28 protein-coding genes are annotated in these 22,964 nt (G+C 68.5%); 21 read left to right on the forward strand and 7 right to left on the reverse strand.

The window, feature by feature from the left end; translation table 11 throughout:
- The first annotated feature begins 36 nt into the window (after positions 1-36).
- The 13 genes from ABW16_RS08610 (at position 37) to ABW16_RS24285 (ending at position 13,666) form a co-directional block, all read left to right on the forward strand.
- Positions 37-1,677: a carbamoyltransferase family protein gene (locus ABW16_RS08610; protein WP_047318738.1), complete on the forward strand. Its 1,641-nt coding sequence runs from the start codon at positions 37-39 to the stop codon at positions 1,675-1,677.
- Positions 1,674-3,182, forward strand: coding sequence for an HAD-IIIA family hydrolase (locus ABW16_RS08615; protein ID WP_047318739.1), 1,509 nt, complete (start codon positions 1,674-1,676; stop codon positions 3,180-3,182). The genes ABW16_RS08610 and ABW16_RS08615 overlap by 4 nt, the downstream gene beginning before the upstream one ends.
- Entirely contained in the window at positions 3,179-4,204 is a 1,026-nt protein-coding gene (locus ABW16_RS08620) for a glycosyltransferase family 9 protein (RefSeq protein ID WP_047318740.1), read from the forward strand. Before ABW16_RS08615 ends, ABW16_RS08620 begins: the two co-directional genes overlap by 4 nt.
- Entirely contained in the window at positions 4,201-4,776 is a 576-nt protein-coding gene (locus tag ABW16_RS08625) for a D-sedoheptulose-7-phosphate isomerase (RefSeq protein ID WP_047318741.1), read from the forward strand. Before ABW16_RS08620 ends, ABW16_RS08625 begins: the two co-directional genes overlap by 4 nt.
- On the forward strand, positions 4,773-6,158 hold the full coding sequence (locus ABW16_RS08630) for a PfkB family carbohydrate kinase (protein WP_047318742.1): 1,386 nt from the start codon (positions 4,773-4,775) through the stop codon (positions 6,156-6,158). Before ABW16_RS08625 ends, ABW16_RS08630 begins: the two co-directional genes overlap by 4 nt.
- A gap of 29 nt (positions 6,159-6,187) precedes the next feature.
- Positions 6,188-6,880, forward strand: a complete 693-nt coding sequence (locus ABW16_RS08635) for an SDR family oxidoreductase (RefSeq protein ID WP_047318877.1) — start codon at positions 6,188-6,190, stop codon at positions 6,878-6,880.
- Entirely contained in the window at positions 6,871-7,815 is a 945-nt protein-coding gene (locus ABW16_RS08640; protein WP_233424727.1) for a glycosyltransferase family 9 protein, read from the forward strand. The genes ABW16_RS08635 and ABW16_RS08640 overlap by 10 nt, the downstream gene beginning before the upstream one ends.
- On the forward strand, positions 7,812-9,116 hold the full coding sequence (locus ABW16_RS08645; RefSeq protein ID WP_047318743.1) for a UDP-glucose dehydrogenase family protein: 1,305 nt from the start codon (positions 7,812-7,814) through the stop codon (positions 9,114-9,116). Before ABW16_RS08640 ends, ABW16_RS08645 begins: the two co-directional genes overlap by 4 nt.
- Before the next feature lie 123 nt (positions 9,117-9,239).
- Entirely contained in the window at positions 9,240-10,196 is a 957-nt protein-coding gene (locus tag ABW16_RS08650; protein ID WP_047318744.1) for a TIGR03557 family F420-dependent LLM class oxidoreductase, read from the forward strand.
- Entirely contained in the window at positions 10,196-10,879 is a 684-nt protein-coding gene (locus ABW16_RS08655; protein WP_047318745.1) for a UdgX family uracil-DNA binding protein, read from the forward strand. The genes ABW16_RS08650 and ABW16_RS08655 overlap by 1 nt, the downstream gene beginning before the upstream one ends.
- Positions 10,880-10,925: 46 nt before the next feature.
- Positions 10,926-12,746 carry a thiamine pyrophosphate-requiring protein gene (locus ABW16_RS08660; protein WP_047318746.1) on the forward strand — a complete coding sequence of 607 codons (1,821 nt, stop codon included), beginning with the start codon at positions 10,926-10,928 and terminating at the stop codon, positions 12,744-12,746.
- Positions 12,747-12,752: 6 nt separating this feature from the next.
- Positions 12,753-13,448, forward strand: coding sequence for a HemK2/MTQ2 family protein methyltransferase (locus tag ABW16_RS08665; protein WP_047318747.1), 696 nt, complete (start codon positions 12,753-12,755; stop codon positions 13,446-13,448).
- Positions 13,445-13,666 (forward strand): CDGSH iron-sulfur domain-containing protein, encoded by a 222-nt coding sequence (locus ABW16_RS24285; RefSeq protein ID WP_082134005.1) that lies wholly within the window; start codon positions 13,445-13,447, stop codon positions 13,664-13,666. Before ABW16_RS08665 ends, ABW16_RS24285 begins: the two co-directional genes overlap by 4 nt.
- Here ABW16_RS24285 and ABW16_RS08670 read toward each other — a convergent pair.
- Both ABW16_RS08670 and ABW16_RS08675 read right to left on the reverse strand, forming a co-directional pair.
- Positions 13,623-13,829, reverse strand: coding sequence for a hypothetical protein (locus ABW16_RS08670; RefSeq protein ID WP_047318748.1), 207 nt, complete (start codon positions 13,827-13,829; stop codon positions 13,623-13,625). The genes ABW16_RS24285 and ABW16_RS08670 overlap by 44 nt on opposite strands.
- On the reverse strand, positions 13,829-14,230 hold the full coding sequence (locus ABW16_RS08675) for a MerR family transcriptional regulator (protein ID WP_109519538.1): 402 nt from the start codon (positions 14,228-14,230) through the stop codon (positions 13,829-13,831). The genes ABW16_RS08670 and ABW16_RS08675 overlap by 1 nt, the downstream gene beginning before the upstream one ends.
- A gap of 135 nt (positions 14,231-14,365) precedes the next feature.
- Between ABW16_RS08675 and ABW16_RS08680 the strand changes: the two genes are divergently transcribed.
- Both ABW16_RS08680 and ABW16_RS08685 read left to right on the forward strand, forming a co-directional pair.
- Positions 14,366-14,788 (forward strand): Hsp20/alpha crystallin family protein, encoded by a 423-nt coding sequence (locus ABW16_RS08680; RefSeq protein ID WP_047318879.1) that lies wholly within the window; start codon positions 14,366-14,368, stop codon positions 14,786-14,788.
- A gap of 634 nt (positions 14,789-15,422) precedes the next feature.
- On the forward strand, positions 15,423-15,770 hold the full coding sequence (locus ABW16_RS08685; protein ID WP_047318750.1) for a J domain-containing protein: 348 nt from the start codon (positions 15,423-15,425) through the stop codon (positions 15,768-15,770).
- A 44-nt stretch (positions 15,771-15,814) separates the two neighbouring features.
- Here ABW16_RS08685 and ABW16_RS23835 read toward each other — a convergent pair whose 3' ends face one another.
- From ABW16_RS23835 to ABW16_RS08700, 5 genes are read right to left on the reverse strand one after another with little or no spacing between them, the layout of a single operon-like run.
- Positions 15,815-16,000, reverse strand: a complete 186-nt coding sequence (locus ABW16_RS23835; RefSeq protein ID WP_052956815.1) for a hypothetical protein — start codon at positions 15,998-16,000, stop codon at positions 15,815-15,817.
- On the reverse strand, positions 15,981-16,640 hold the full coding sequence (locus ABW16_RS08690; RefSeq protein ID WP_052956816.1) for an MEDS domain-containing protein: 660 nt from the start codon (positions 16,638-16,640) through the stop codon (positions 15,981-15,983). Before ABW16_RS08690 ends, ABW16_RS23835 begins: the two co-directional genes overlap by 20 nt.
- A complete protein-coding gene (locus tag ABW16_RS08695; protein WP_047318751.1) occupies positions 16,640-17,596 on the reverse strand; it encodes a sensor histidine kinase in 957 nt (318 codons plus the stop codon). The genes ABW16_RS08690 and ABW16_RS08695 overlap by 1 nt, the downstream gene beginning before the upstream one ends.
- Before the next feature lie 41 nt (positions 17,597-17,637).
- The gene (locus ABW16_RS26360; protein WP_220696846.1) at positions 17,638-17,793 is read right to left on the reverse strand and encodes a DUF6131 family protein; all 156 of its coding nucleotides are present in this window, start codon (positions 17,791-17,793) and stop codon (positions 17,638-17,640) included.
- 15 nt (positions 17,794-17,808) lie between these two features.
- A complete protein-coding gene (locus ABW16_RS08700) occupies positions 17,809-18,042 on the reverse strand; it encodes a hypothetical protein (RefSeq protein WP_082134006.1) in 234 nt (77 codons plus the stop codon).
- Positions 18,043-18,286: 244 nt separating this feature from the next.
- On the opposite strand from ABW16_RS08700, the gene ABW16_RS08705 reads away from it, so the two are divergent.
- From ABW16_RS08705 to ABW16_RS08730, 6 genes are all read left to right on the forward strand, one after another.
- Positions 18,287-18,697 carry a hypothetical protein gene (locus ABW16_RS08705; protein ID WP_412178190.1) on the forward strand — a complete coding sequence of 137 codons (411 nt, stop codon included), beginning with the start codon at positions 18,287-18,289 and terminating at the stop codon, positions 18,695-18,697.
- 13 nt (positions 18,698-18,710) lie between these two features.
- Positions 18,711-19,457, forward strand: coding sequence for a gluconate 2-dehydrogenase subunit 3 family protein (locus ABW16_RS08710; RefSeq protein WP_047318754.1), 747 nt, complete (start codon positions 18,711-18,713; stop codon positions 19,455-19,457).
- A complete protein-coding gene (locus tag ABW16_RS08715) occupies positions 19,457-21,130 on the forward strand; it encodes a GMC family oxidoreductase (RefSeq protein ID WP_047318755.1) in 1,674 nt (557 codons plus the stop codon). Before ABW16_RS08710 ends, ABW16_RS08715 begins: the two co-directional genes overlap by 1 nt.
- Positions 21,127-22,134 carry an SDR family oxidoreductase gene (locus tag ABW16_RS08720; RefSeq protein WP_047318756.1) on the forward strand — a complete coding sequence of 336 codons (1,008 nt, stop codon included), beginning with the start codon at positions 21,127-21,129 and terminating at the stop codon, positions 22,132-22,134. The genes ABW16_RS08715 and ABW16_RS08720 overlap by 4 nt, the downstream gene beginning before the upstream one ends.
- 94 nt (positions 22,135-22,228) lie before the next feature.
- Positions 22,229-22,399, forward strand: coding sequence for a hypothetical protein (locus ABW16_RS26760; protein ID WP_167344269.1), 171 nt, complete (start codon positions 22,229-22,231; stop codon positions 22,397-22,399).
- 40 nt (positions 22,400-22,439) lie between these two features.
- The gene (locus ABW16_RS08730; RefSeq protein ID WP_082134007.1) at positions 22,440-22,949 is read left to right on the forward strand and encodes a universal stress protein; all 510 of its coding nucleotides are present in this window, start codon (positions 22,440-22,442) and stop codon (positions 22,947-22,949) included.
- The last annotated feature ends 15 nt before the right edge of the window (positions 22,950-22,964 follow it).

Below are 22,964 nucleotides of genomic sequence, written 5' to 3' on the forward strand. Positions count from 1 at the left end.
ATAGCGAAGCGCTTCACGCAGTCGGGGGGAGGTCGGGTGCTAGTCTTGGGCATCAACGCGGTCTTCCACGACCCTGCGGCCGCCCTTGTCGTCGACGGCCAGATCGTCGCGGCGGCCGAGGAAGAGCGGTTCAGCCGGCGCAAACACGGCAAGGAGGCGGTGGCCTTCTCCACCTGGGAGCTGCCGGTCCGAGCCGCCCGTTGGTGTTTGGAACAGGGCGGCATTGGGCCTGCCGACCTCGACGCGGTCGGTTACTCCTACGACCCGGCGCTGGCAGAGACCCATGCAGGCGTGATAGCGGGCCAGGACCGCGACTGGGAATATCTGCGGACCCTGTACGCGCGCCGGGCCCCGCGGTTTCTCGCCGCGGCGCTGCCCGGTCTGGATCCAGGAGTGGTGCGCCATGTGCGCCACCACGTCGCCCACGCGGCGTCGGCGGTGCTGGCCTCTCCCTTCGGCGACAGCGCCGTGCTGGTGGTGGACGGCCGAGGTGAGGCCACCTCGATGCTGGCCGGTGAGTACCGGGACCAGAAGCTGGATGTCCTTGCCTCCCAATCGTTGCCACATTCGTTGGGCCTGCTGTACGAGGAACTCACCGAACACCTCGGGTTCACCCGCTCCAGCGATGAATACAAGGTGATGGCAATGGCCTCGTACGGCCGGCCCGCCTACGCCGATCGGCTGCGCGAACTGGTGTACTCCTGCCCAGACGGCACGTTTCGCACGCTGGGCGTCGACTGGTGCGAGTTCACCCGGCCACGCGGTCGCGGCGAGCAGGTGCTGGATCCGGCGCACGCCGACCTGGCGTGCAGCGTTCAGCAAGTGGTCGAGCAGGTGCTCGCCGACACCGTGTCCTGGCTGGCCCGGCACACCAAATCAGACCGCCTCTGCCTGGCCGGCGGAGTGGCGCTCAACTGCGTGGCCAACACCGCCCTGTTCGAACGCGGTGACTTCCATACGATCTGGGTGCAGCCGGCCGCCGGCGATTCCGGGACCGCGCTGGGCGCGGCGCTGGCCGTGGCGGCCGAACACGGCGAGCCAATCGCGCCGATGGCATCGGCCTCGCTGGGCCGATCCTTCACCGACGACAAGATCGCCGCCGACCTGGCCGAAGCGGACATCCGTTATGAACGCCCCGATGACATCGCCGTTGCGGTCGCCGAGATTCTGGCCGGCGACGGCATCGTCGGCTGGTTCCAGGGCCGTTCGGAGTTCGGCCCCCGCGCGTTGGGCAACCGTTCGCTGCTGGCGGACCCGCGCCGGGCCGCCAACCTGGAGCGGCTCAACCGGGTCAAGGGCCGCGAACAGTTCCGTCCTGTCGCACCCATGGTGCTTGCCGAGCGTGCCGCGGAGATCTTCGCCCGCGGACCGCTGCCCAGTCCGTACATGCTGTTCGTGCACGACGTCGCCGAGGGGTGGCGCGACCGCATTCCCGCCGCCACCCACGTTGACGGCACCGCCCGCATTCAGACGGTGGATGCCGACCAGTCGCTGCTGCATCGGATGATCAGCGTGTTCGCCGAGCGCACCGGGGTGCCGGTGGTCGTCAATACCAGCTTCAACACCGCCGGCCGGCCGATGGTGGACAGCCCGCGTGACGCGCTGGAGTGCTTTGGCAGCGCGCCGATCGATGCGCTGGCCTTGGGGCCCTTCCTGATTCGGCGGCACTCCCAATGATCCCGACCTATGCGCTGGTGATCCCGACGATCGGACGCTCCTCGCTGAATCGGCTGTTGGAGGCGCTGGGCGAGGGCGATCGGCTGCCGGCCGGTGAGGTGATCATCGTCGATGACCGGCCGGGCAGACCCACGCCACTGTGGCCGGCGACGGGCTTTCTCTCGATCACCGTGTTGCGCTCTGGCGGGCGAGGCCCGGCCGCAGCGCGCAACGTCGGCTGGCGCGCCGCCCGTGCGGACTGGATCTGCTTTCTGGATGACGACGTGGTTCCTGGTCAGAACTGGTGCGCGCGTTTGGAAGCCGATCTGTCCGGTGCCGGCCCGGAGGTGATGGGATCACAGGCCAAGATCGTGGTGCCGGAGCCGGCGGACCGCCGACCGTTCGACGACGAACGGCGCACGCTGCGCCTTGCCGATGCCCGGTGGATCACCGCTGACATGGCCTACCGGCGCGACGCGTTGGTGGCCTGCGGTGGCTTCGACGAACGCTTTCCGCGGGCGTATCGCGAAGATGCCGACCTTGCGTTGCGCGTCACCCGAAGCGGTGGCCGAATCACCGTCGGGACCCGGGAATCGGTGCATCCGATAGCGGCCCGGACGTCGGCGCGCAGCAGCGTGTTGAGCAGCGTCGCCGCTCAGCGCGGTAATCGCGACGACGCGCTGATGCGCCGCAAGCACGGCCGTGGGTGGCGCGCGGCCGTCGGCGAGGGCCCCGGACGGTTGCCACTGCACGTGATCACCTGTGGCGCCGGGCTAGTGGCCGTGTTGGGCATGCTCGCCCGCAGTCGGGTGCTGCTGCGCATCGGAGGGCTGGGCTGGCTTGGACTCACCGCCGAATTCGCCCTGCGCCGCATCGCCGCCGGCCCGCGGAGTCCCCGCGAGATCGCCGCGATGCTGGTGTCCACTGCGCTCATTCCCCCGGTGGCGGTGGCGCAGCGCATCCGGGGCGCACTGCGGTTCCGCAACGCGCTGACCGAACCACCGTTGGCGGTGTTACTGGACCGTGACGACACCCTGATCTACGACGGCCCGTATCTGGCGGACCCGGACCGAGTGACTCCACTGCCGCACGCCCGCCGGGCGTTGAAGCGGCTGCGCCGCCACGGCCTGCGGCTCGCGGTGGTCAGCAATCAGTCCGGGGTGGCGAAAGGTTTGATCAGCCCCGAGCAGTTGGCTGCGGTCAATTCCCGGGTCGACGAACTGCTCGGTCCGTTCGACAGCTGGCAGGTCTGCCCGCACGACGACGGCGACGACTGCGCGTGCCGCAAGCCGGCCCCGGGGCTGGTGTCCGCGGCGGCCGACGCGCTGGATGTGCAGCCTCGCCGTTGTGTGATGATCGGCGACACCGGTGGCGACGTGGCCGCCGCTCGGGCCGCCGACGCCGACGCGATCCTGGTCCCCACCCGGCGCACCCGGGACGCCGAAATCGCCGACGCTCGCGCCAACGCCGCGGTTGCCCGCTCACTGAACGCGGCAGTGACGTTGGTGCTCAAGGAGGTTCGATGAGCACCGCGGTGGTGGCGCGGCTGGACAGCCTCGGTGACGTGCTGATCTCCGGCCCCGCCGTGCGGGCCGTCGCCGCAGCGCACGACCGGGTGGTGTTTCTGGCCGGTCCGCGCGGCGGTGCGGCCGCTGAGATGCTGCCCGGAGTGGACCGCGTGGTGCGGTGGAGCGCCGGCTGGGTGGACTTCGACGCAGGACCGGTCACCGCGGGTGCGGTGACGCAACTGGTCGACGTGCTGGCGGCTGAACGGCCAGACGCGCTGCTGGTCCTCACCTCGTTTCACCAGTCGCCGCTGCCGCTGGCGCTGATCGGCCGGATGGCGAGAGTGGCCTGGATCGGGGCGATCTGCTCCGACTTTCCGGGACATCTGCTGGACCTGCGTCACCCCGACCCCGGCGACGTGCCCGAGCCGCTACGGGCACTGTCGCTGGCACAGGCCGCCGGCTGGCAGCTGCCCCCCGGCGATGACGGACGCTTACGGGTCCAGCCGCTACCGCGGCTTTCCGGACCACTGCGGGCGGCGCTGCGCGGCGGCGACTACGTGGCATTCCATCCCGGAGCCGCGGTACCGGCCCGGCGGCCCTCGGCCGGAAAGTCCGCAGAACTGGTGCAGGCGTTGACGCGGGCCGGCCATCACGTCGTCGTCACCGGCACCGCCGCCGATCGGCAGCTCACCGCTCGGGTCGCCGGTGACGCCGCAACCGACTTGGGTGGCCGCACCACGCTGGCCGACCTCGGCGCGGTGTTCGCCGGCGCTCGGGTGGTGGTGGCGCCCAACACCGGGCCCGCGCATTTGGCTGCGGCGGTCGGCGCGCCGGTGGTCTCGCTGTTCGCGCCGGTGGTGCCCGCCGGTCGCTGGAGTCCGTATGGAGTTCCGGTGGTGCTGTGCGGCGACCAGACGGCGCCCTGCCGTGGCAGCCGGGCACGAGACTGCCCGGTTGCGGGCCATCCCTGTCTGGACGGCATCGCTGCCGACGAGGTGGTGGCGGCCGTGGCCCAAATCGAAAGTCGAGGTGCGGCATGATCGCACGGCATATGGCGGAGCTGCAGCGAGCGATCGTCCGGGTGCGCCCGGCGGCCGCCCAGCTCTCGGAGTGGGGTGCTCGACTGGCCGAGGTGCTGGCCGGCGGCGGGCGGTTGCTGGCTTGCGGCAACGGCGGCAGTGCCGCCGAGGCTCAGCACCTGACCGCAGAACTTGTCGGCCGCTTCCATCATGAACGAGAACCGCTGTCGGCCATCGCATTACACGCCGACACCTCGGCCAGCACGGCGATCGTCAACGACTACGGCGCCGAGGAGATGTTCGCTCGAGGGGTGCGTGCCCATGGCCGGCGCGGTGACGTGTTGATCGCGCTGTCCACCAGTGGCACCAGCCGCAACGTGCTTGCCGCGGTCAAGGCGGCGCAGGAGATCGGTGTGACCACATGGTCGTTGACCGGGCCGGCGCCCAACCCCCTGCTGGCGATGAGCGACGACGGGATCGGCGTAGACGCCGATTCGACGGCCACCGTGCAGGAGATCCACCTGCTGCTGCTGCACAGCCTGTGCATGGCCGTCGACGCGGTGCTGCTCGACACGGATCGGACACGCAGATGAAACCGCTTGTGGTGGTGGGCGACACGATGCTCGACGTCGACGTTGACGGCATGGCCAGCCGGCTGTCACCGGAAGCGCCGGTCCCGGTGGTTGACCCGGAGCGGATCTGGCAGCGGCCCGGGGGAGCCGGGCTGGCGGCGGTGCTGGCCGCCCGCGAGTATCCCAACGTCGTCCTGATTACCGCGACCGCCGACGACGCCACCGGCCGTAGCCTGGCCAGGATCTTCGCCGACGACTACCCGGGCATCCGGGTGATCGGGCTGCCGCTGTGCGGCGGCACGCTCAGCAAGATCCGGATCCGCGCCGGGGGGCAGTCGGTGGTGCGCGTCGACCACGGCGACGGCTACGCAGCCGACAAGCGACTTCCCGCCGAGATCACTGAACTGCTCGGCGAGGCAGCCGCGGTGTGCGTCGCCGACTACGGTCACGGCGTCGCTGCTCACGAGGGGCTGCGTTCGGCACTGACCACCACGGCGGCGCGTACACCCGTGGTCTGGGACCCGCACCCGCGCGGCGCGGTGCCGATCCCGGGGTGCGCGCTGGCTGCGCCGAACGAGAATGAGGCGAAAACCTTTGCGCCGTCCTGCGGCGGCGGGCAGCGGGCCGACGCACTGCGGCGAGCGTGGGATGCCGGCGCGGTCAGCATCACCTTGGGCGCCGGCGGCGCGCTGTTCGCCGACGCCGGGCATGCCGCGCACCACATCCGCTCGCCCGGCACCGCCGGCGGTCACAGCGATACCTGCGGTGCCGGTGACCGTTTCGCGGTGGCCGCCGCGCTTGCCCTGGCTGACGGCGCCGACGCGCTGGCGGCGGCCACGGCTGCGGTCGCCGCGGCGTCGCGCTTCGTGTTGACAGGCGGTGCGGCCGCAGTGTCCAGCGTCATGCCGATCCCGGGCGGGATCGACCTGGCCACACCGGGCGGCGCGGTGACCGGGATGGCAGCGGTGAGCGCACTGGCGCAGCGGGTCCGCCACCGCGGCGGCACCCTGGTGGCCACCGGTGGGTGTTTCGACCTGCTGCACACCGGACACATCCGGTTGCTGCGGCGGGCTCGCGATCTGGGCGATGCGCTGGTGGTGCTGATCAACTCCGACGATTCGGTACGCACGCTCAAGGGCGCCGGGCGTCCGGTGGTGGCCGCTGAAGACCGCGCTCGGGTACTGGCGGCCTTGGCCTGTGTGGACGGGGTGGCGATCTTCCATGAGACCTCGCCGACCGCGGTGCTGGAGCGGCTGCGGCCCGACATCTGGGTCAAAGGCGGCGACTACGGCGGGGTGGAGCTGCCCGAGGCGGACACGGTGCGGCGCAACGGCGGCCAGGTGATGGTGCTGCCCACCATCCCGGGCTACTCGTCGTCGAAGTTGATCGCAGCCGTGCGCTAGCGAGGAAAGAAGAGGTGCGGGAGATGGAGATGACAGCAGCTTTGGGCAATATTTTGATCGCCGGGGGCGCCTCCGGTCTGGGCGCCGCCACGGTGCGAGCGGTGCGGCGCGCCGGCGGGACACCGCTGGTGATCGACATCAACCAACCGGCCGAAGATGTCGCGTATCGGTCCGCCGATCTCGCCGACACCGCGGCGGTGGAGGACGCCGTCGCCGATCTGGCCGGAACCGCCGACCAGCCGCTGCGCGGGGTGTTCACCCCCGCGGGTATCGACAGTTGCGGTCGGCTGGATCGGGTCCCGGCCAAAGACTGGGAAAGGGTGTTGCACGTCAACCTGCTGGGCACGGCCGCGGTGATCCGCGCCGCGCTGCCGTATCTCGACGCGGCGGGAGCGCGAATCGTCACCTGCGCATCGACGCTCGGCATCAAGGCGGTCAGCGACGCCACCGCCTACTGCGCGTCGAAATTCGGGGTGGTCGGCTTCACCCGGGCGCTGGCTGCCGAGCTGGCCGGCGAAGTCGGCGTGACGCTGCTGATCCCCGGCGGAATGACCACGCCGTTCTTCGACGGCCGCGCCGAGCAGTACAAGCCGCCGCCGGATGCCAACCTCAACGATCCCGACCGGGTGGCCGAAGCGGTGTTGTTCGCGCTGCGCCAACCTCCCGGCAGTGAAATTCGGGAAATGGTGGTGTGTTCCAGCGAGGAGTCATCGTGGCCGTGACCGGCGACACCAGCGTGTTGGTGTTGCGTGCGCTGGGGCTGGGAGATCTGCTGACCGGGGTTCCCGCGCTGCGGGGACTGCGGCGGGCTTATCCGTCGGCCCGGATCGTGCTGGCCACTCCCGCGGTACTGGAGCCGCTGGCGCTGTGGTGCACCGGCGTGGACGAAGTGGCGCCGACCGCCAGGCTGGGGGAGCTGTGCTGGGCCGGTCCGGTGCCGGACGTAGCGGTGAATCTGCATGGGCGTGGCCCGGAAAGCATTGCTGATCTGCTGTCCACGGGCGCGAAAACCATTATCAGCCATCGTAATTGCGCCTACCCGGACGTGCGCGGTCCACTCTGGCGGGACGACATCCATGATGTGGATCGGTGGTGCGTGCTGCTCGAATCAGCGGGGATCGGCTGCTGTGGCGATGAACTCGGGATCGACCGGCCGCCGGGATATCCGCGGAGGGAAGGCGTCGTGGTGATTCATCCTGGCGCTGCCGCGCCGGCGCGGCGCTGGCCGCCGGACCGGTTCGCCGCCGTCGCCGCGGCGCTCACCCGGTCGGGATATCGGGTGGTGGTCACCGGGTCGGCCGCGGAACGGTCACTGACCGAAATCGTCGCCGCCTATGCCGGATTGAGGTCGACGTCGGTGCTGGCCGGCGAGCTGGACCTGCTCGGCATGGTCGCGTTGATCAGCGATGCCAGGCTGCTGGTCTGCGGGGACACCGGAGTCGGCCACATCGCCACCGCCACCGGAACTCCCTCGGTACTGCTCTTCGGTCCGACGCCACCGGCCCAGTGGGGCCCGCGCGGCTCAGGGCGTCACATCGCCTTGTGGACTGGTGACCGCGGCGACCCTCACGCCGACCGGCCCCACCCGGGCTTGATGCTGATCACGGTGGCGCGGGTGATCGCCGCAGCCCGAGAGCTGCTGGCGGAGTGCGCATGACGGTCCGGACCGTGGGTGTCGTCGGAGCCGGATATGTCGGGTTGACCAGCGCGGTGTGTCTGGCGGCCAAGGGCATCAACACGGTCTGCATCGACACCGACCGGCACCGCGTCGCAGAATTGCGCGGGGGCCATACGGCCATCGACGAGCCGGGTGTCGACGACCTGCTGCGTGCCGGGCTGGGCGACGGAACCCTGCGTGTCACAGACGACTACCGCATGCTAGCCGACCGCGAGGTTGTGTTCGTGTGCGTGCCGACGCCGACCGGCGAAGACGGCAGCGCTGACCTGCGTGCCGTCGAACTAGCGGTGGCCCGGCTGGCCGAGACGCTGTCGCCCGGGTCGGCGGTGGCGATGAAATCCACTGTCCCGGCCGGGACCTGCCGCCGGATCGGTGAGACGCTGGCCGCCCGCGACATCCACATCGTGGCCAATCCGGAGTTTCTGCGGGAAGGTTTCGCCGTTGAGGATTTCCAGCATCCCGATCGGGTGGTGATCGGCGCGGACGCCCAGCAGGCTGCGACGGCCGACCGCGTGGCAGAGCTCTATGACGGCCAGTCCGGCGGCATCATCTTGCGGATGAGCTTGGAGAGCGCGGAGCTGGCCAAGTACGCCAGCAATTCCTTCCTCGCGGTCAAGCTGTCGTTCGTCAATTCGCTGGCCCAGCTTTCCAGCAGGGTCGGGGCCGACATCAGCGACATCGCTCGATGCATGGGTGCTGATCCGCGGATCGGGCCGCACTTTCTGCGGCCGGGACCAGGCTGGGGCGGTTCGTGTTTACCGAAGGACAGCGCGGCGCTGGTGAGCACCGGCCGGGCGCAGGGCGTCGAGCTGCGCGAGATCGAATCAGCCCGGCGCACCAACACCGCCCAGGTGCACCGGATCGTCACGATGCTGAAACGCCAGACGAGCCGGCCACTGTCGGAACTGAAGGTGACGGTACTGGGCGTGACGTTCAAAGCGGGCACCAGCGACATCCGTCACTCGCCGGCGCTCCAGGTGTGTGCCGAGCTGCTGCGGGCCGGCGCGCAGGTCACCGCCTATGACCCGCGGCTGGCGGTGATCGGGGCCGCGCGACTGCCCACTGCGGTCGCCGATGACCCGTACGTCGCAGCCAAGGACGCCGACGCGATCGTGGTGCTCACCGAGTGGCCCGATTTTGCCGAGTTGGATTGGGAAGCGGTGTCCCGCTGTGCCGCCGCCGGGGCGGTGGTGGTCGACACCCGCAACATCGTGGACCGCCGCGCCGTCCGCGGCGCCCGAATGGCCTGCTTGGGCAACGGGACACCGGGCGGGTACTGAGTATCCGACTACAGCGCATGGTCGCCGGTGCGATCCGCATCCGAGATGTAGAGGTCGAGCCCGATACCCGAGCCCGAACCGCTAACCACGATTAGTCACGCCCACGACGGGTATGTCTGACTCATGACGACCCTGGGTTATGCGTTGTCCTGCGAGGAATTCTCTCCCCAGGAGCTGGTTCGCCAGGCGGTCCGGGCACAGCAGGCCGGGTTTCAGGCGCTGTGGATCTCCGATCACTTCCACCCCTGGACCGACCGGCAGGGGAACAGCCCGTTCGTGTGGTCGGTGATCGGCGCGCTGTCGCAGGCCTGCGCTTTGCCGATCACCACCGCGGTCACCTGCCCGATTGTGCGGACCCATCCGGCGGTCGTCGCGCAAGCGGCAGCCACCAGCGCCGCGCAACTCGACGGCCGCTTCACCTTGGGTGTCGGCACCGGAGAGGCCTTGAACGAACACATCACCGGCCGGCGCTGGCCCACGGCCGCCATTCGGCGCGGCATGCTCGAGGAGGCTGTCGCGGTGATCCGCGAGTTGTTCACCGGCGCACAGGTCAACCACCACGGGCGTTACTACACCGTCGAAAACGCCCGGCTCTACACGTTGCCGCCGCGGCCGACCCCCATCTATGTCTCCGGGTACGGACCGCGCTCGGCGCGGCTGGCGGGCCGGATCGGCGACGGCTACCAGTGCAGCATGCCGGCGGCAGAGCTGGTGTCGGAGTTCCATCGCGCCGGCGGTATGGGCAAGCCCACCCAGGCCGGCTTCAAGGTGTGTTACGGACCGTCGAAGGACGATGCGGTGCGCACCGCACACGCGATGTGGCCCATTGAGCATCTTCCCGGTGAGCTGGGCCAGAACTTGCCCACGCCGGCGCATTTCGAGCAGGCGTCGAGCTTGGTGACCGCCGAGGCGGTGGCACGGTCAATCCCGGCCGGGCCGGACGCCAAACCCTATCTGGACCGGATCCGCGAGTTCGCCGACGCCGGCTTCGACGAGGTGTACGTCCAGCAGATCGGGAAAGACCAGGAGAACTTCTTCGCCTTCTGGGAATCCGAGATCGCGCCGGAGCTGGCGGCGTAATGGTGGCGACGAAAGAGCCTGGGGCACAGCGCTACCTGCCGGAGCGGCGGACGCTGGACGCACTGCGTGAGGCGGCTGCACAGTGCCGCGGCTGCGCGCTGTACCGCGACGCGACGCAGACCGTGTTCGGTGAGGGTCGGCGGGGCGCGCCGCTGATGCTGGTTGGGGAGCAACCCGGCGATCACGAGGACCTCGAGGGCCACCCGTTCGTCGGCCCGGCCGGACGCTTGCTGGACCGTGCGGTGCGGGACGCGGGCATCGATCCGGCGCAGGCGTATGTGACCAACGCGGTCAAGCACTTCAAGTTCACCCGCCGCGAGGGCAAACGCCGGATCCACCAGAAGCCGGGCCGCACCGAGGTGGTGGCGTGCCGGCCGTGGCTGATCGCCGAAATCGACTCGGTGCGGCCGCAGGTGGTGGTCTGCCTGGGCGCCACCGCCGCACAGTCACTGCTGGGTCCCTCGTTTCGTATCTCCACCGGTCGCGGTGAGCTGCTGTCCCTGCCTGGCTTGGCGGGGTCCAACGGCCGGCCGAGGGTTCTGGCCACCGTCCACCCCTCGGCGGTGCTGCGTGACCGCAGCGACCAGCGTGCGCAGGCCTACGACGCTTTCGTCGACGACCTGCGGATAGCCCGCAACGCCGTGACCGGAGGTGGCGCACCACTGGTGCACCCCGCCGTTTGACAAAGCCGCTGGCGGGTAACCGTGTGCGTGTTGAAGGGAGCAAACTATGCCGAAAACCGCGGACTTCATCCTCGACAGGCTCCGTCAGTGGGGGGTGCACCGGATCTTCGGCTACCCCGGTGACGGGATTCTTTCGATGATCGGGGCCTTGGACCGGGCCGGCGGAGACCCGGAACTCATCCAGCCGCGCCACGAAGAGATGGCGGCCTTCATGGCCACCGGCCACGCCAAATTCACCGGCGAGCTCGGCTGCTGCCTGGCTACCTCCGGCGGCGGGGCGATCCATCTGCTCAACGGGCTCTACGACGCCAAGCTCGACCACCAGCCGGTGGTCGCGATCATCGGTCAGCAGAAGCGGATGTCGCTGGGCGCGGCCTTCCAGCAGGAGATCGACCCGAACTCGCTGTACAAGGACGTCTCCTCGGACTTCGTCCAGACCTGCATGGCGCCGGTCCAGGCCCGCCACCTGGTGGACCGGGCCTGCAAGGTGGCGCTGACCAACCGAACCGTGGCCACCATCATCCTTCCCGAGGACGTCGCCGAGGAAGAAGCGGTCCCTTCGCCGCCGCGCCAGCACGGGGCCGTCTTCAGCAGTGTCGGGTGGACCAAACCGCGGATGATCCCGCCGCAGAACGAACTGCGCAAAGCCGCCGAGATCCTCAATGAGGGCGAGAAGGTGGCGATCCTGGTCGGCGCTGGAGCCGCCGACGCCGCCGACGAAGTGGTGGAGGCCGCCGATCTGCTCGGCGCCGGGGTGGCCAAGACGTCGTTGGGACGCGCCGCGCTGCCCGATGAGCTGCCGTACGTGACCGGGCCGATCGGCCTGCTGGGGTCCACGGCCAGTGAGGCCATGATGTCGGGAGCCGACACCTTGCTCATGATCGGAACCAGCTTTCCCTACGCCGAGTGGCTGCCCAAGGAAGGGCAGGCCCGCGGAGTGGAGATCAACCACGACGGTCGGATGATCGGGGTGCGCTACCCGGTACAGGCCAACCTGATCGGCGACTCCAAAGACACGCTCGCCGAACTGATCCCGTTGCTGACTCGGAAGAAGGACCGGTCCTGGCGGCGCAAGATCGAAAGCGAAGTGGAGACTTGGTGGCGGGTCCTGGACGACCGGGCCCACGACAAGGCCAGCCCGCTCAACCCCGAGTTGGTGGTCCACGAACTCTCCAAGCGCCTGCCTGACAACGCCGTCGTCACCACTGACGCCGGGTCGGTCGCCAACTGGTGGGCACGGCACCTGCGGCTGCGGCGCGGGATGGCGGCCTCGCTGGCCGGGAACCTCGCCACGATGGGGCCCGGCACCCCGTATGCGATCAGCGCCAAGCTCGCCCAACCCGACCGGCCGGTGATCGCCGTTGTCGGTGACGGCGTCTTCCAGATGAACGGGATGGCCGAAATGATCACCGTGAAGCGCTATCTGGACCGGCTGTCCGACGGGCCGCTGATCTTCTGCGTGTTCAACAACCAAGACCTCAACCAGGTGACGTGGGAGCAGCGAGCGATGGGCGGCGAGCCCAAGTTCGAAGACTCGCAGATGATCCCGGACGTGCCGTACGCCGAGTTCGCCAAGCTGCTGGGACTCACCGGCATCCGGTGTGACAGCCCGGACACGATCGGCCAGGCGTGGGACCAGGCGCTCTCCGCGCCCGGTCCGGTGGTGCTGGAAGTCGTGGTGGACCCCGACATCCCGCCGGTGCCGCCGCACATCGAGAAGATGATCGCCAAGAACACTGCCAAAGCGATCCTCAAAGACCCGGACCGCGTCAGCGTGGTCACCAAGGGCGCGAAGCAGAAGATGCATGAGTTCACCGAATCGGCCAGGCAGTCGGTGCGCGACATCCGTAGCAAGAACGGCGGGTAGGCGCCGATGACCACCTTGGGCGTGCCCGGCGCGCTGCGCCGCCGGCTGCCGAAACTGGACGGTGTCTACGTGCCGCAAGAGGATTCGCATCTTCTCATCGAGACCATCGAACGCACCGGGTTGGCCCGCGGGGCCCGTGTGCTGGACCTGTGTACCGGCAGCGGCGTGGCGGCCATCGCGGCCGCCGAGCTGGGCGCCGACAGTGTCACCGCGTTCGATATCTGCCCGCGGGCGGTGCGCTGCTCTCGGCACAACGCGCGTGCCGCCGGCGTGGACATCACGATCCGGCAGGGACCGTGGAGTGGCGCGTTACGGTGCGCCCCTTTCGACCTCGTGGTGGCCAATCCGCCCTATGTGCCCTCGCCGCGAAACGGTGGACCCATCCCGTCCGCGGGCGGTCCGGAGTGGTCGTGGAACGGTGGCGTGGACGGGCGAGTTGTGCTGGATCCGCTGTGCCGGTCGGCAGCGGCGCTGATGCACAGGGGCGGTTCCCTGCTGCTGGTGCAATCCGCTCTCGCCGACGTCGCGCACTCCTTGCAGACCCTGCGGGAATCGGGTCTGTCTGCTGAGGTCGCTGCCGTCCGAAGCGTCCCGTTCGGCCCGGTGCTCTCGGCGCGCGCCGAGTGGCTGGAATCCACCGGCTTGGTGCCACCGGGCTGCCGCGTGGAACAGCTGGTGGTGATCAGGGCGGACAAGCCATGACCGGGCGGCAGCCGACGGTGGTGCAGCCCGTCCGCAACGGCCCGGTCCTGATCGCCGGACCGGTGCGCATCGAGACACCCGAGGGCGTTGTCGAATCAGATCGCTTCATGGTGGCGGTCTGCGCCTGCGGGCGCAGCCGCAATTACCCGCTGTGCGATACCAGTCACCGGTGCGCTACTCGCCGGTCTCGTAGTCGTCCTCGGGAAGCGGCACGCTGATCGCCTGATCGATCACATCGGCCGGGTTGGCGTCGACCTCGGCGATATTCTCCACGGCGGCGGGGTCCAGACCTTCGTCGTCGTCATCGGCCCCGATCCACTGTTCCGCGAGGTCTGCCTCTGGAACGGCTTCGGTCGACGGTAGCCCGTCAGGGTTGGTCATCACGACCCCTTTCGTTTCCGCGCTCGCGGCGCGCCCGAGGCCGCCCGGTCGGCGCGCTGGGCGGCCAACAGGGCATAGTCCGACTTCAGCTGGGTGTTGTCCGACCTTAGCCGAGTGTTGTCGGATTGCAGCTTGCTGTTGTCGGACTCCAATCGGGCGTTGCGCGCTTCCAGGCCCAGGATCTGTCCGATACCTGCCACATTGATGCCGATGTCTACCAGTTCGGTGATTCGTCGCAGCCGGGCGAGATCGTCATCGCTGTAGCGACGCGTCCCGCCCGCGGTGCGCGCCGGGGTCAGCAGACCGCGGCTCTCGTAGAGCCGCAAGGTCTGCGGACCGACACCGGACAACTCGGCAGCCACCGAGATGCCGTATACCCCAAGCCCGGATCGGCCATCCATTTCGTCGACCATTGCGCATCGCTTCCCGCTCGTCGGAAATTCCTCGTGCACCTCTTGCGCGAACCTACCACGAGTGCTATATAAAAATCTATGTCGGCAGACATAGATGATCTGCCACAGATCTAGGAGGTGGAGATGATGTTGATGCGTACCGACCCGTTCCGTGATCTCGACCGCTGGACCCAGCAGGTGCTGGGCACCGCGGCACGGCCGGCGGTCATGCCGATGGACGCCTGGCGTGACGGCGACCAGTTCATCGTCGAGTTCGACCTGCCCGGGGTCGCGGAGGACTCCCTGGATCTCGATGTCGAACGCAATGTGCTGACGGTGCACGCCGAACGTCCGGGGCTTGATCAAAGCCGCGAGATGGTGTCCGCGGAACGGCCGCGCGGCGTGTTCAGCCGCCAGTTGTTCCTCGGCGACAATCTCGACGCCGACCAGATCCAGGCCAGCTATCAAGACGGCGTGCTGCGGCTGACCATCCCGGTCGCCGAGAAGGCAAAGCCGCGGCGCATCAAGGTCGCCGGCAGCCACGGCGAGCGGGCCATCAACTCCTGATTGCGAGGGGCCGGGCGGCGGCCTGCTACCCGGTGAAGGAGGTGAGCAACATGACCACCGACACGCTGGCCGCGGAGGTGCTCGACGAGGCGGAGAGCATCGTGCGCGCCGAATGGCTGCGCCTGTTAACCGCCGGGGCACCCGGAAACTGCACCGCGGCACCCACCGAAATGCCCGTCGCCCGGCCTCGTCCCCCGAAGCTCGCCCTTCGTGGCGCCCCTCCTGATCGGCGTGATGCGCCACTACCAGCCAGTCGCCGGCATCGTTCGGCCACGCGGCGGCGCAACAGGCGAGTGTGGCCGACGCAGCGGTCTCCTCCGTGATGCCGCTGCCGACTTGGTCAAGCAGTTGCCGACGAGGGAGGTGATGGCCTTACGCGATTAACACCAGCGGACGGTGACTCTCGTGCGTCGCTCACGGCTATCCGACCATCGTGAGCGCGTCGACGCAGCCCGGTTCTGCGCGCGCATCGCCACCGATGTGGCAGCGAAATGACGTGGGCCGCGCACGATGTCACCGCAGGGTTCGACGGGGCCCTGCTGCCGTCAACGCTCTCTCTCCGGCAGCAGGCCTCGCCGGCCGAACGGCAAGTCGATCAGGTACGACCAACCCCTGCTTGGCCCTTGGTGGCGTTATGAGCAAGAGTCCCGACCCCTACGCAGTGCTGGGTGTGACAGCGGCGGCCACGCCGGCTGAGATCAGCCATGCCTTCCGCGCCAAGTTGCGCACGCTCCATCCCGACGCCGGCAATGCGGGCCGTCCGCCGACCGCCGACGCGGAGGAGCAGTTACAGCAGCTGCTGGGCGCCTATGCCCGGCTGCGCCAGGGTAGCCGCCACCAGGCCGGCGACGAGCGGCCTCCGCCGGCATCGTCCAACGCGAATCGACAAGGGCCGGTACAGGTCCCGGTCACCTACCGCGGCGAGCCCGCTCCGACACCACGGAAAGACCTGTGGGCCGGCCCGGTGCGCCGGCATCGCTGACAGCTATGGCCCGGGCGCGATCGCCACGCCTGGACGCTCAAGCGTCAGGTGGTCTCGATCTGGACGTTAACGAAGTCGAGGAGGGCGACCAGCCGGCGCACTACTGCTCGATCGCTGCGCAGCACGGCCTTTCGGCCGTGGGCGGCGCAGTAGCGGTCGAGCAGGCAGAGCTGACGGTGCCCGACGAACTCCAGTTCCCGCGCGTCGATCTCAAGGGTGTCGTGCGACAACAGCGGCAGAACCCCGCCGCAGGGTGGTGACGAACAGCGGCTCGCTCGCGGCGTCGAGATTGCCCGCCAACGCGATCGCGTTGCGCCCAGCAGGCTGGGCGTACAGCTGGAATGGCACCGAACTGGGGCCGGCCGCCGGGTGGAGGCACACCAACCCGGCTGCGGCGTCACCGAGTTCGGCGACGTCGTAACCGCACATCGCCGCGACAGGCAGCGTGGCGATCCGGCGGTCTCCGAGGAACTCCAGTGCGGCCTGCGCTTCGCGCTGCGCGGGTGTGCGAGCCGCCGACGTTGTATCGATGACGACCCGCAGCCCGTTGTAGCCCCCGGCGACGGCCTCGACTGCGGCCGCCGCGTAGCGCTCGGTCATGCGCTCGGCGTCGACGACGTCGCCCCGGAACACGAAGTGCTGCAGAACCGTCTTGACGTGCACTTCGCCCGCATCACCGCCGAGCCCGGCAGCAGCCAGGCTGGCCCGCATGGTCACCGGATCGTCCTCTCCGACGTAGGTGACCCGCTGGCCCAGGTTCAAGCCATCCGCGATGTACTCGGCCGCGCGGTACAGAAATTCGCTCCGATCCCGGTATTCCCAACCCACGTGGCCGAATTCGCCCGAGGGATCCGCTCGATAGCCGCCCATCACGCTGACTTCCTCATCCGTAGGTGCGCCTGCACCGTGGTTCCGGAGGCTGCGGTGTGGATGCGCACCAGATCCGCGGTCGCGTTGACCACGAACAATCCGCAACCGTGATCGCCAAGTCCGAGGATCGGCCGCCGCCCGGCCAGCCGGTCGGTCAAGCGGCCGGTGTCGCTTACCTGGCAGATCAATTGGTCGTCGGCCTCCCACAGCAGCAGGGTGCACGGTCCCCGTCCGTGCTGCAGGCTGTTGGACGCCAGCTCATTGACTATCAACTGCAGGTCCGCGATCTCGGCGGCGGCGAAACCGAACCAGCGTGCGTACTTGGCGGCGAATTGGCGGGCTCCGGCCAGGTCGGTAAGTCGGTTCAGGGTGTAGCTTGCCGCTGTTGGGCTGCTGGGCAGCGGTTCGTTGTAGCGCACCCAGGCGGCATCGGGAGCGAAGCCCGCGCTGGTGCGGTCCGGTTGTCCGACGTGGCCCAGCCATGGATGGGTGATCTCGGCGTCGACGAGGATATCTGAGTCCAGATGTGTTGCGTCGTAAGGGCAGAGAAGGGTCAGACCCCGGCCGGTGAACGCCTCATTGACCAGGGCCTCATGCTGAACGCAGGCCGGATACTCCAGCTCCGACCGGTCGCTCCAGACCGGTTCGCCGACCATTCGCACCGGCCACGATGGATGCCGGGCCGCGAAAGTGCCCAGCACGCCGCCCAATATGTGGGTCGGGTTGCGTCCGACTTGGCTCATGTCGGCCAGCGTCACGAATTCGACTGCGTCGTTGGGGAGTGCGGCGCGCAGCAGCGAGAGGTTGGGTTCAGGTACGGCCACCAAGACCGGGAGACCGTCGGCGACGCCCTCGGCGACGAATGGCACCAGGTAATCCAGATATTCCTGCGGCGACCGGTAGAACAGCGCGATATGCCTGAAGGAACCGCGATCAGCGTCGGCAGCGACGGTCATCGCATTGTTCGCGGCGTGCTTCGGTTGCGCTCACTACCTGATCAATACCAGTAGCGCCGCCCCGCGACCGGACGACCGACCGCGCCCAGAATCCAGAGTGCCGCGCCGACAACCAGCAGAATGACGCCGACCGTCCATAGGACGTTGATCTTGAAGATGAGCGCCAGAATAATCAGGACCACTCCGAGGGCAATCATCACCAATCCCTTCTCTCACACAATCAAACCCACCGCACCCAACGAAGAGGGTTGCGGCAGATGGCAATCGGACACGACCGGGTTGAGCCCGAAGTAGTTCAAGGGACCCGCCAGCGTAGTGACGGCGATGGTTCCGGCATTTGCGCAACTGGTTTGGCTGCCGTGGAAATAGTCGCGCTGCCATGCGGCGAAAACACCTATCAGCAGCCAGAGCAGCACAATGGTTCCGGCCAATCCGCCGATTCGCATCCGTCCTCCATTCATCTGTACCCCGATCAGTTCCCCGTTCCACCGCTGTCGAAACCTGGCACCAAAAGCGCGCGTCGGGCGATGTTTGACCGCGGTGGCGGCAGGGTACTGCCGGGTTTTGGGGATGAAACGTCGGCGAGCGGGACGGAATGCGCAGATGATGTTGCTGGAGACAGGCGGGTCCGGTGCGCGGGCAGGTAGTCACGCGGAGTGGATCGGCGAAGCCGGCGATATCGTCGATCGGATGCTGCGTAACGTCGCGCATGGTCGCTTCGAAAGGTCGCTATCGGCGATGACGGCGTTCGCCGCGGTTGTCACGACTGCCGAGATCTATCTCGAGCACTACAAGGCCGGCTTCGGTAACAAGTGGATGTGGAGCCCGGTTCTGGTCACGCCACCGGTGGTGGTCGCCGGGATCGGCGGGGTGTTCTCCCGCCGCTGGGCCAAACGCTGGCTGCCGTTGACCGCAGGCGTATACGCCGCCAATGGGCTGCTGGGGGAGTACCTGCATGCCCGCGGGGTGGCCCGCAAGCCCGGCGGCTGGAAGATGGCGTCCTACAACGTTCCGATGGGTCCGCCGATCGCAGCGCCCGGCTTGATGGCGATGGTCGGCGGGATGGGCTTGCTGGCCGCGGTGCTGCGCCGCGAACGCTGAGGCGCCGGCAGCCATGGCCGACACCTCCCGTCCCGACCACCTGCCGAATCTCCGGGCCGATCGCCAACCCCCGCACCCGTCCTGGTTGCCCCGGCAACGTCGCGGTGTCACCCCGCAGATGATCGGGCGCTACCCGGACTTCGACGTGCTCGCGTCGAAAGACAGCTGGGACGAGGCCACCAGGAAGGTGGTGCTGGCCCGGCTGGAACCGCCGGGGCCGCTGCGGTTCTTCACCGCCGCCGAGGAGCCCACCCTGCGGGCGTTCTGTGACATCGTGCTGGCCCAAGATGATGAACCGCGGGTGCCGGTTGCCGAGTTCGTCGATGCCAAACTGGCCGACGGTCAGCTCGACGGCTATCAATACGCCGATATGCCCGATGACCGGGAGACCTGGCGTCTGGTGCTGCGCGGCTTGGACGAGGCCGCCGGGCAGCGGTACGGCAAGGCATCGTTCGCCGCAGCCGAAGTCCCGACCCAACTGGCACTGGTCGACCAGTTCTCCCGAGGCCGGCTGCAGGGCGGCGCCTGGTCGCAGCTGAACGAGATGCGGGCATGGTCGGTGTGCATGCGGATGGCGTTGTCGGCGTTCTACTCCCATCCCTGGGCGTGGAACGAGATCGGGTTCGGCGGTCCGGCCTATCCACGCGGCTTCATGCGGCTGGGTGGCCCGAGCGGGCCGGCGGCGGTGCGTGAGCCGTTCGAAACCCGCGGTGCCATCGACAAGGACCCGGTGGAACTGGTGCTGGAAGAGGATTCGTAGTGGGCGATTTCTGGCGCGGCCTGCTCAAGGGATCGCTGGGCCCACCCGACAATGACTCGCGGTTCCTGCTGGACGTGCAGTCGCGGGAGCTGCCCGGTGAGAAGACGATGCGCCGGTATGCGACCGATGACGAGGTCGACCTGGTCGTCGTCGGCGCCGGGGCCGGGGGATCGGTGCTGGCGCAACGACTGGCGCGGGCCGGCTGGCGCGCCGTGATCATCGAGGCGGGCCCGTTCTGGCATCCCGACAGCGACTGGGTCTCCGACGAAGCCGGATCGCATCCGCTGTACTGGACGCAGAAGCGCATCATCGGCGGCGACGATCCGATCGAGTTGGGCAAGAACAATTCCGGCCGCGGCGTCGGTGGCTCGATGGTGCACTACGCCGGTTACTGCCCACGCTTTCACCCCAGCGACTTGCGCACATTCAGCCTCGACGGCGTCGGGGCGGACTGGCCGATCGACTATGAGGACATCCGACGTCACTACGAAGTGCTCGAGGCCGAACTGCCGGTAGCCGGACAGAACTGGCCATGGGGATATCCGCACCGCTACCCGTCGTCGCCGCACCCGATCTCCGCTGCCGCGTCCAAGCTGTGGGAGGGCGCGCGCAATCTGGGGATCGAGATGCGGGTTGGGCCGGTTGGAATCGTCAACGGCACCTTCGGAAACCGGCCGCACTGTATCTACCGCGGCTACTGCCTGCAGGGCTGCAAGGTCAACGCCAAGGCCAGTCCGTACGTCACCCACCTGCCCGACGCCTTGGCGCACGGTGTGGAGATCCGTGCGGACTGCATGGCCGCCCGCATCGAACTCGATGACGCCGGAGCGGCGCGCGGCGTCGTCTACCACGACAAAAGCGGCGCCGAGCACCTGCAGTGCGCGAGGGTCGTGGCGGTTGCCGGGTACTCGATCGAAACGCCACGGCTGCTGCTCAACTCGACCAGCACTCGGTTTCCGCACGGGTTGGGAAACAACTCCGATCAGGTCGGCCGTTACGTCATGGTTCAAGGCGCGGCCCAGACCGCGGGGCGGTGGCCCGAGGAACTGCGGATGTACAAGGCTCCGCCGCCGCAGGTGAGCAGCGAACAGTTCTACGAGACCGACACCGCTCGGGGATTCGCCCGCGGCTTCTCCATCCAGACCGTGTCGCCGCTGCCGATCGGCTGGTCAGAGCACGTGCTCGCCGACGGGCACTGGGGCCGGGCGATGCGTGAATACATGCGCGACTACAACCATTGGAGCACGATCGGCGTGCTCAACGAACTGCTTCCCCTGCCGGACAACCGGATCACCCTGGCCGACGAAGTCGACGGCAGCGGGATCCCCGTGGCCCGAATGGATTACACCCGCTGCGACAACGACAAAGCGAACATGGCCTATTCGACCCAGGTGATCACCGACATCCTGCACGCGGCAGGCGCGCAGGACGTGCTGACCATCCAGCGCTACGCCCACCTGATCGGCGGTGCTCGGATGGGTACCGCACCGGAGAACTCCGTCGTCGATGCCGACCATCGGGTATGGGGGGTGCCCAACCTGTTCATCTCCGACGGCTCGGTATGCCCAACGCAGGGGTCGGCCAACCCGGCGCTGACCATCATGGCGCTGGCTTCCCGGCTCGCCGAACGGCTTGCCGGAAAGCGCATCTCGCAGAAGGGAGTCCAGCCATGACTCACACCGTCGTTGTCACGGGAGCCAGCGCCGGGATCGGCCGCGCCGTCGCGCAGCTGTACGGCAAACGGGGAGCCAACGTCGCCCTGCTCGCGCGCGGTGAAGCAGGGCTGCGGGGCGCGGCGCGTGATGTCGAAGACGCCGGTGGCACCGCCCTGGCCATTCCCACCGACGTCGCCGACTACGACGCGGTGGCGGCCGCCGCCGACCGTGCCGAAGCCGAACTCGGCCCGATCGACACGTGGATCAACGTCGCCTTCGCATCGGTCTTCGCGCCGTTCACCGAGATCGGACCCGCGGAGTTCAAACGCGTCACCGAGGTCTGCTACCTCGGCTTCGTCTACGGCACCATGGTTGCGTTGGCGCGGATGAAGCCCCGCGACCACGGCACCGTCGTGCAGGTGGGCTCGGCGCTGGGGGAGCGGTCAATCCCGCTGCAGTCGGCGTATTGCGGTGCGAAACACGCTGTCAACGGTTTCACCGAATCGGTGCGCTGCGAGCTGCTGCACGACGGTTCGAAGGTGAACGTCACGCTGGTGCAGATGCCGGCGGTCAATACGCCGCAGTTCTCCTGGGTGCTGTCCCGGTTACCCCGCCACCCGCAGCCGGTGCCACCGATCTATCAGCCGCAGCTGGTTGCCCAGGCGGTGCTGCGGGCCGCCGACCATCCCCGGCGCAAGCAGTACTGGGTGGGTGAAAGCACCGTCGCCACCCTGTTGGCCCAGCGATTCGCCGCACCGCTGCTGGACCGCTACTTGGCCCGTACCGGCTACGACTCGCAGCAGACCGGTGAGCGCGTCGACGGCGACAAGCCGTACAACCTTTGGCAACCGCTCGACGAACGGCCGGGCAGCGACCACGGAGCGCGCGGCGAGTTCGACGACTCCTCACACGCACACAGCCCGCAGATCTGGGCGTCCCGACACGCCGGACTGGTGGCCGGGGCCGCCACCGCGCTGGGGGTGGCAGGAGCCGGGGTGCTGGCCGCACGTCGTCCGCGTTGATCCCGACGCCTGAGTAAGACGCCCGGTGGTGCGGCGTCTAGGAACGGTTTCGGGCGGGTATTCGGCCGACGAAGACGAGGAAAGGATGCCGGCGATGACTGAAAGAAAAGGCCAGAAGGCCGAGGCGGACGTCGAATCCGACACCCACCAGGCGTGGTCGCGTGCCGGCAAGGGCGAAGATGGTAGCTACGTGGGGCGTACCAGTCCCGATGATGCAATCGATGTCGGAGAAACCGGCGCCGAAGCCAGAGGCGGTGACACGTAGGGGTTTGACATCAAGGCCCGATGGCTAACCTGCGCCCATTATGACTTCAGATACTGCAGGTGCCGGAATCGTCGTCGGTGTCGATGGGTCGTCGGGATCGAGGGCCGCTGTGCGGTGGGGAGCCCGGGAAGCGGAACGCCGTGCGTTACCGCTGACCCTGGTACACGCGGCCTCAACCCAGTTGTCCCCGCTGATGGCCCAGTGGATCGTGTTCGGCCAGCACGAATTGCCGCACCGGCGTGTGCAGCGGATCGTCGATGACGCCGTCGAAGTCGCCACCGACAGCGCTTCAGACGGCACGCCTTCGCAGCCGAACACCAAAGTGGAGTTCACCGACCCGGTCGACGCGCTGGAGGAGTTATCCCGGCAAGCCGATCTGGTTGTGGTCGGGTCGAGCAGCCGAAGACGGTTGCGGCACCTGCTTTTCGGCTCGGTCGGCTCGGCACTGACGCCGCGCTGCCACTGCCCGCTGGCCGTCCTGCAGGATGACGACCTCGAGGCGGCGCAGCCCGCGGGCGCCGAGGCGCCGGCCGACCCGACGGGATGGTGACTGGTTCGTCAGCGC

This window comes from Mycolicibacter heraklionensis, from assembly GCF_001021505.1.
Classification (GTDB): Bacteria; Actinomycetota; Actinomycetes; order Mycobacteriales; family Mycobacteriaceae; genus Mycobacterium; species Mycobacterium heraklionense.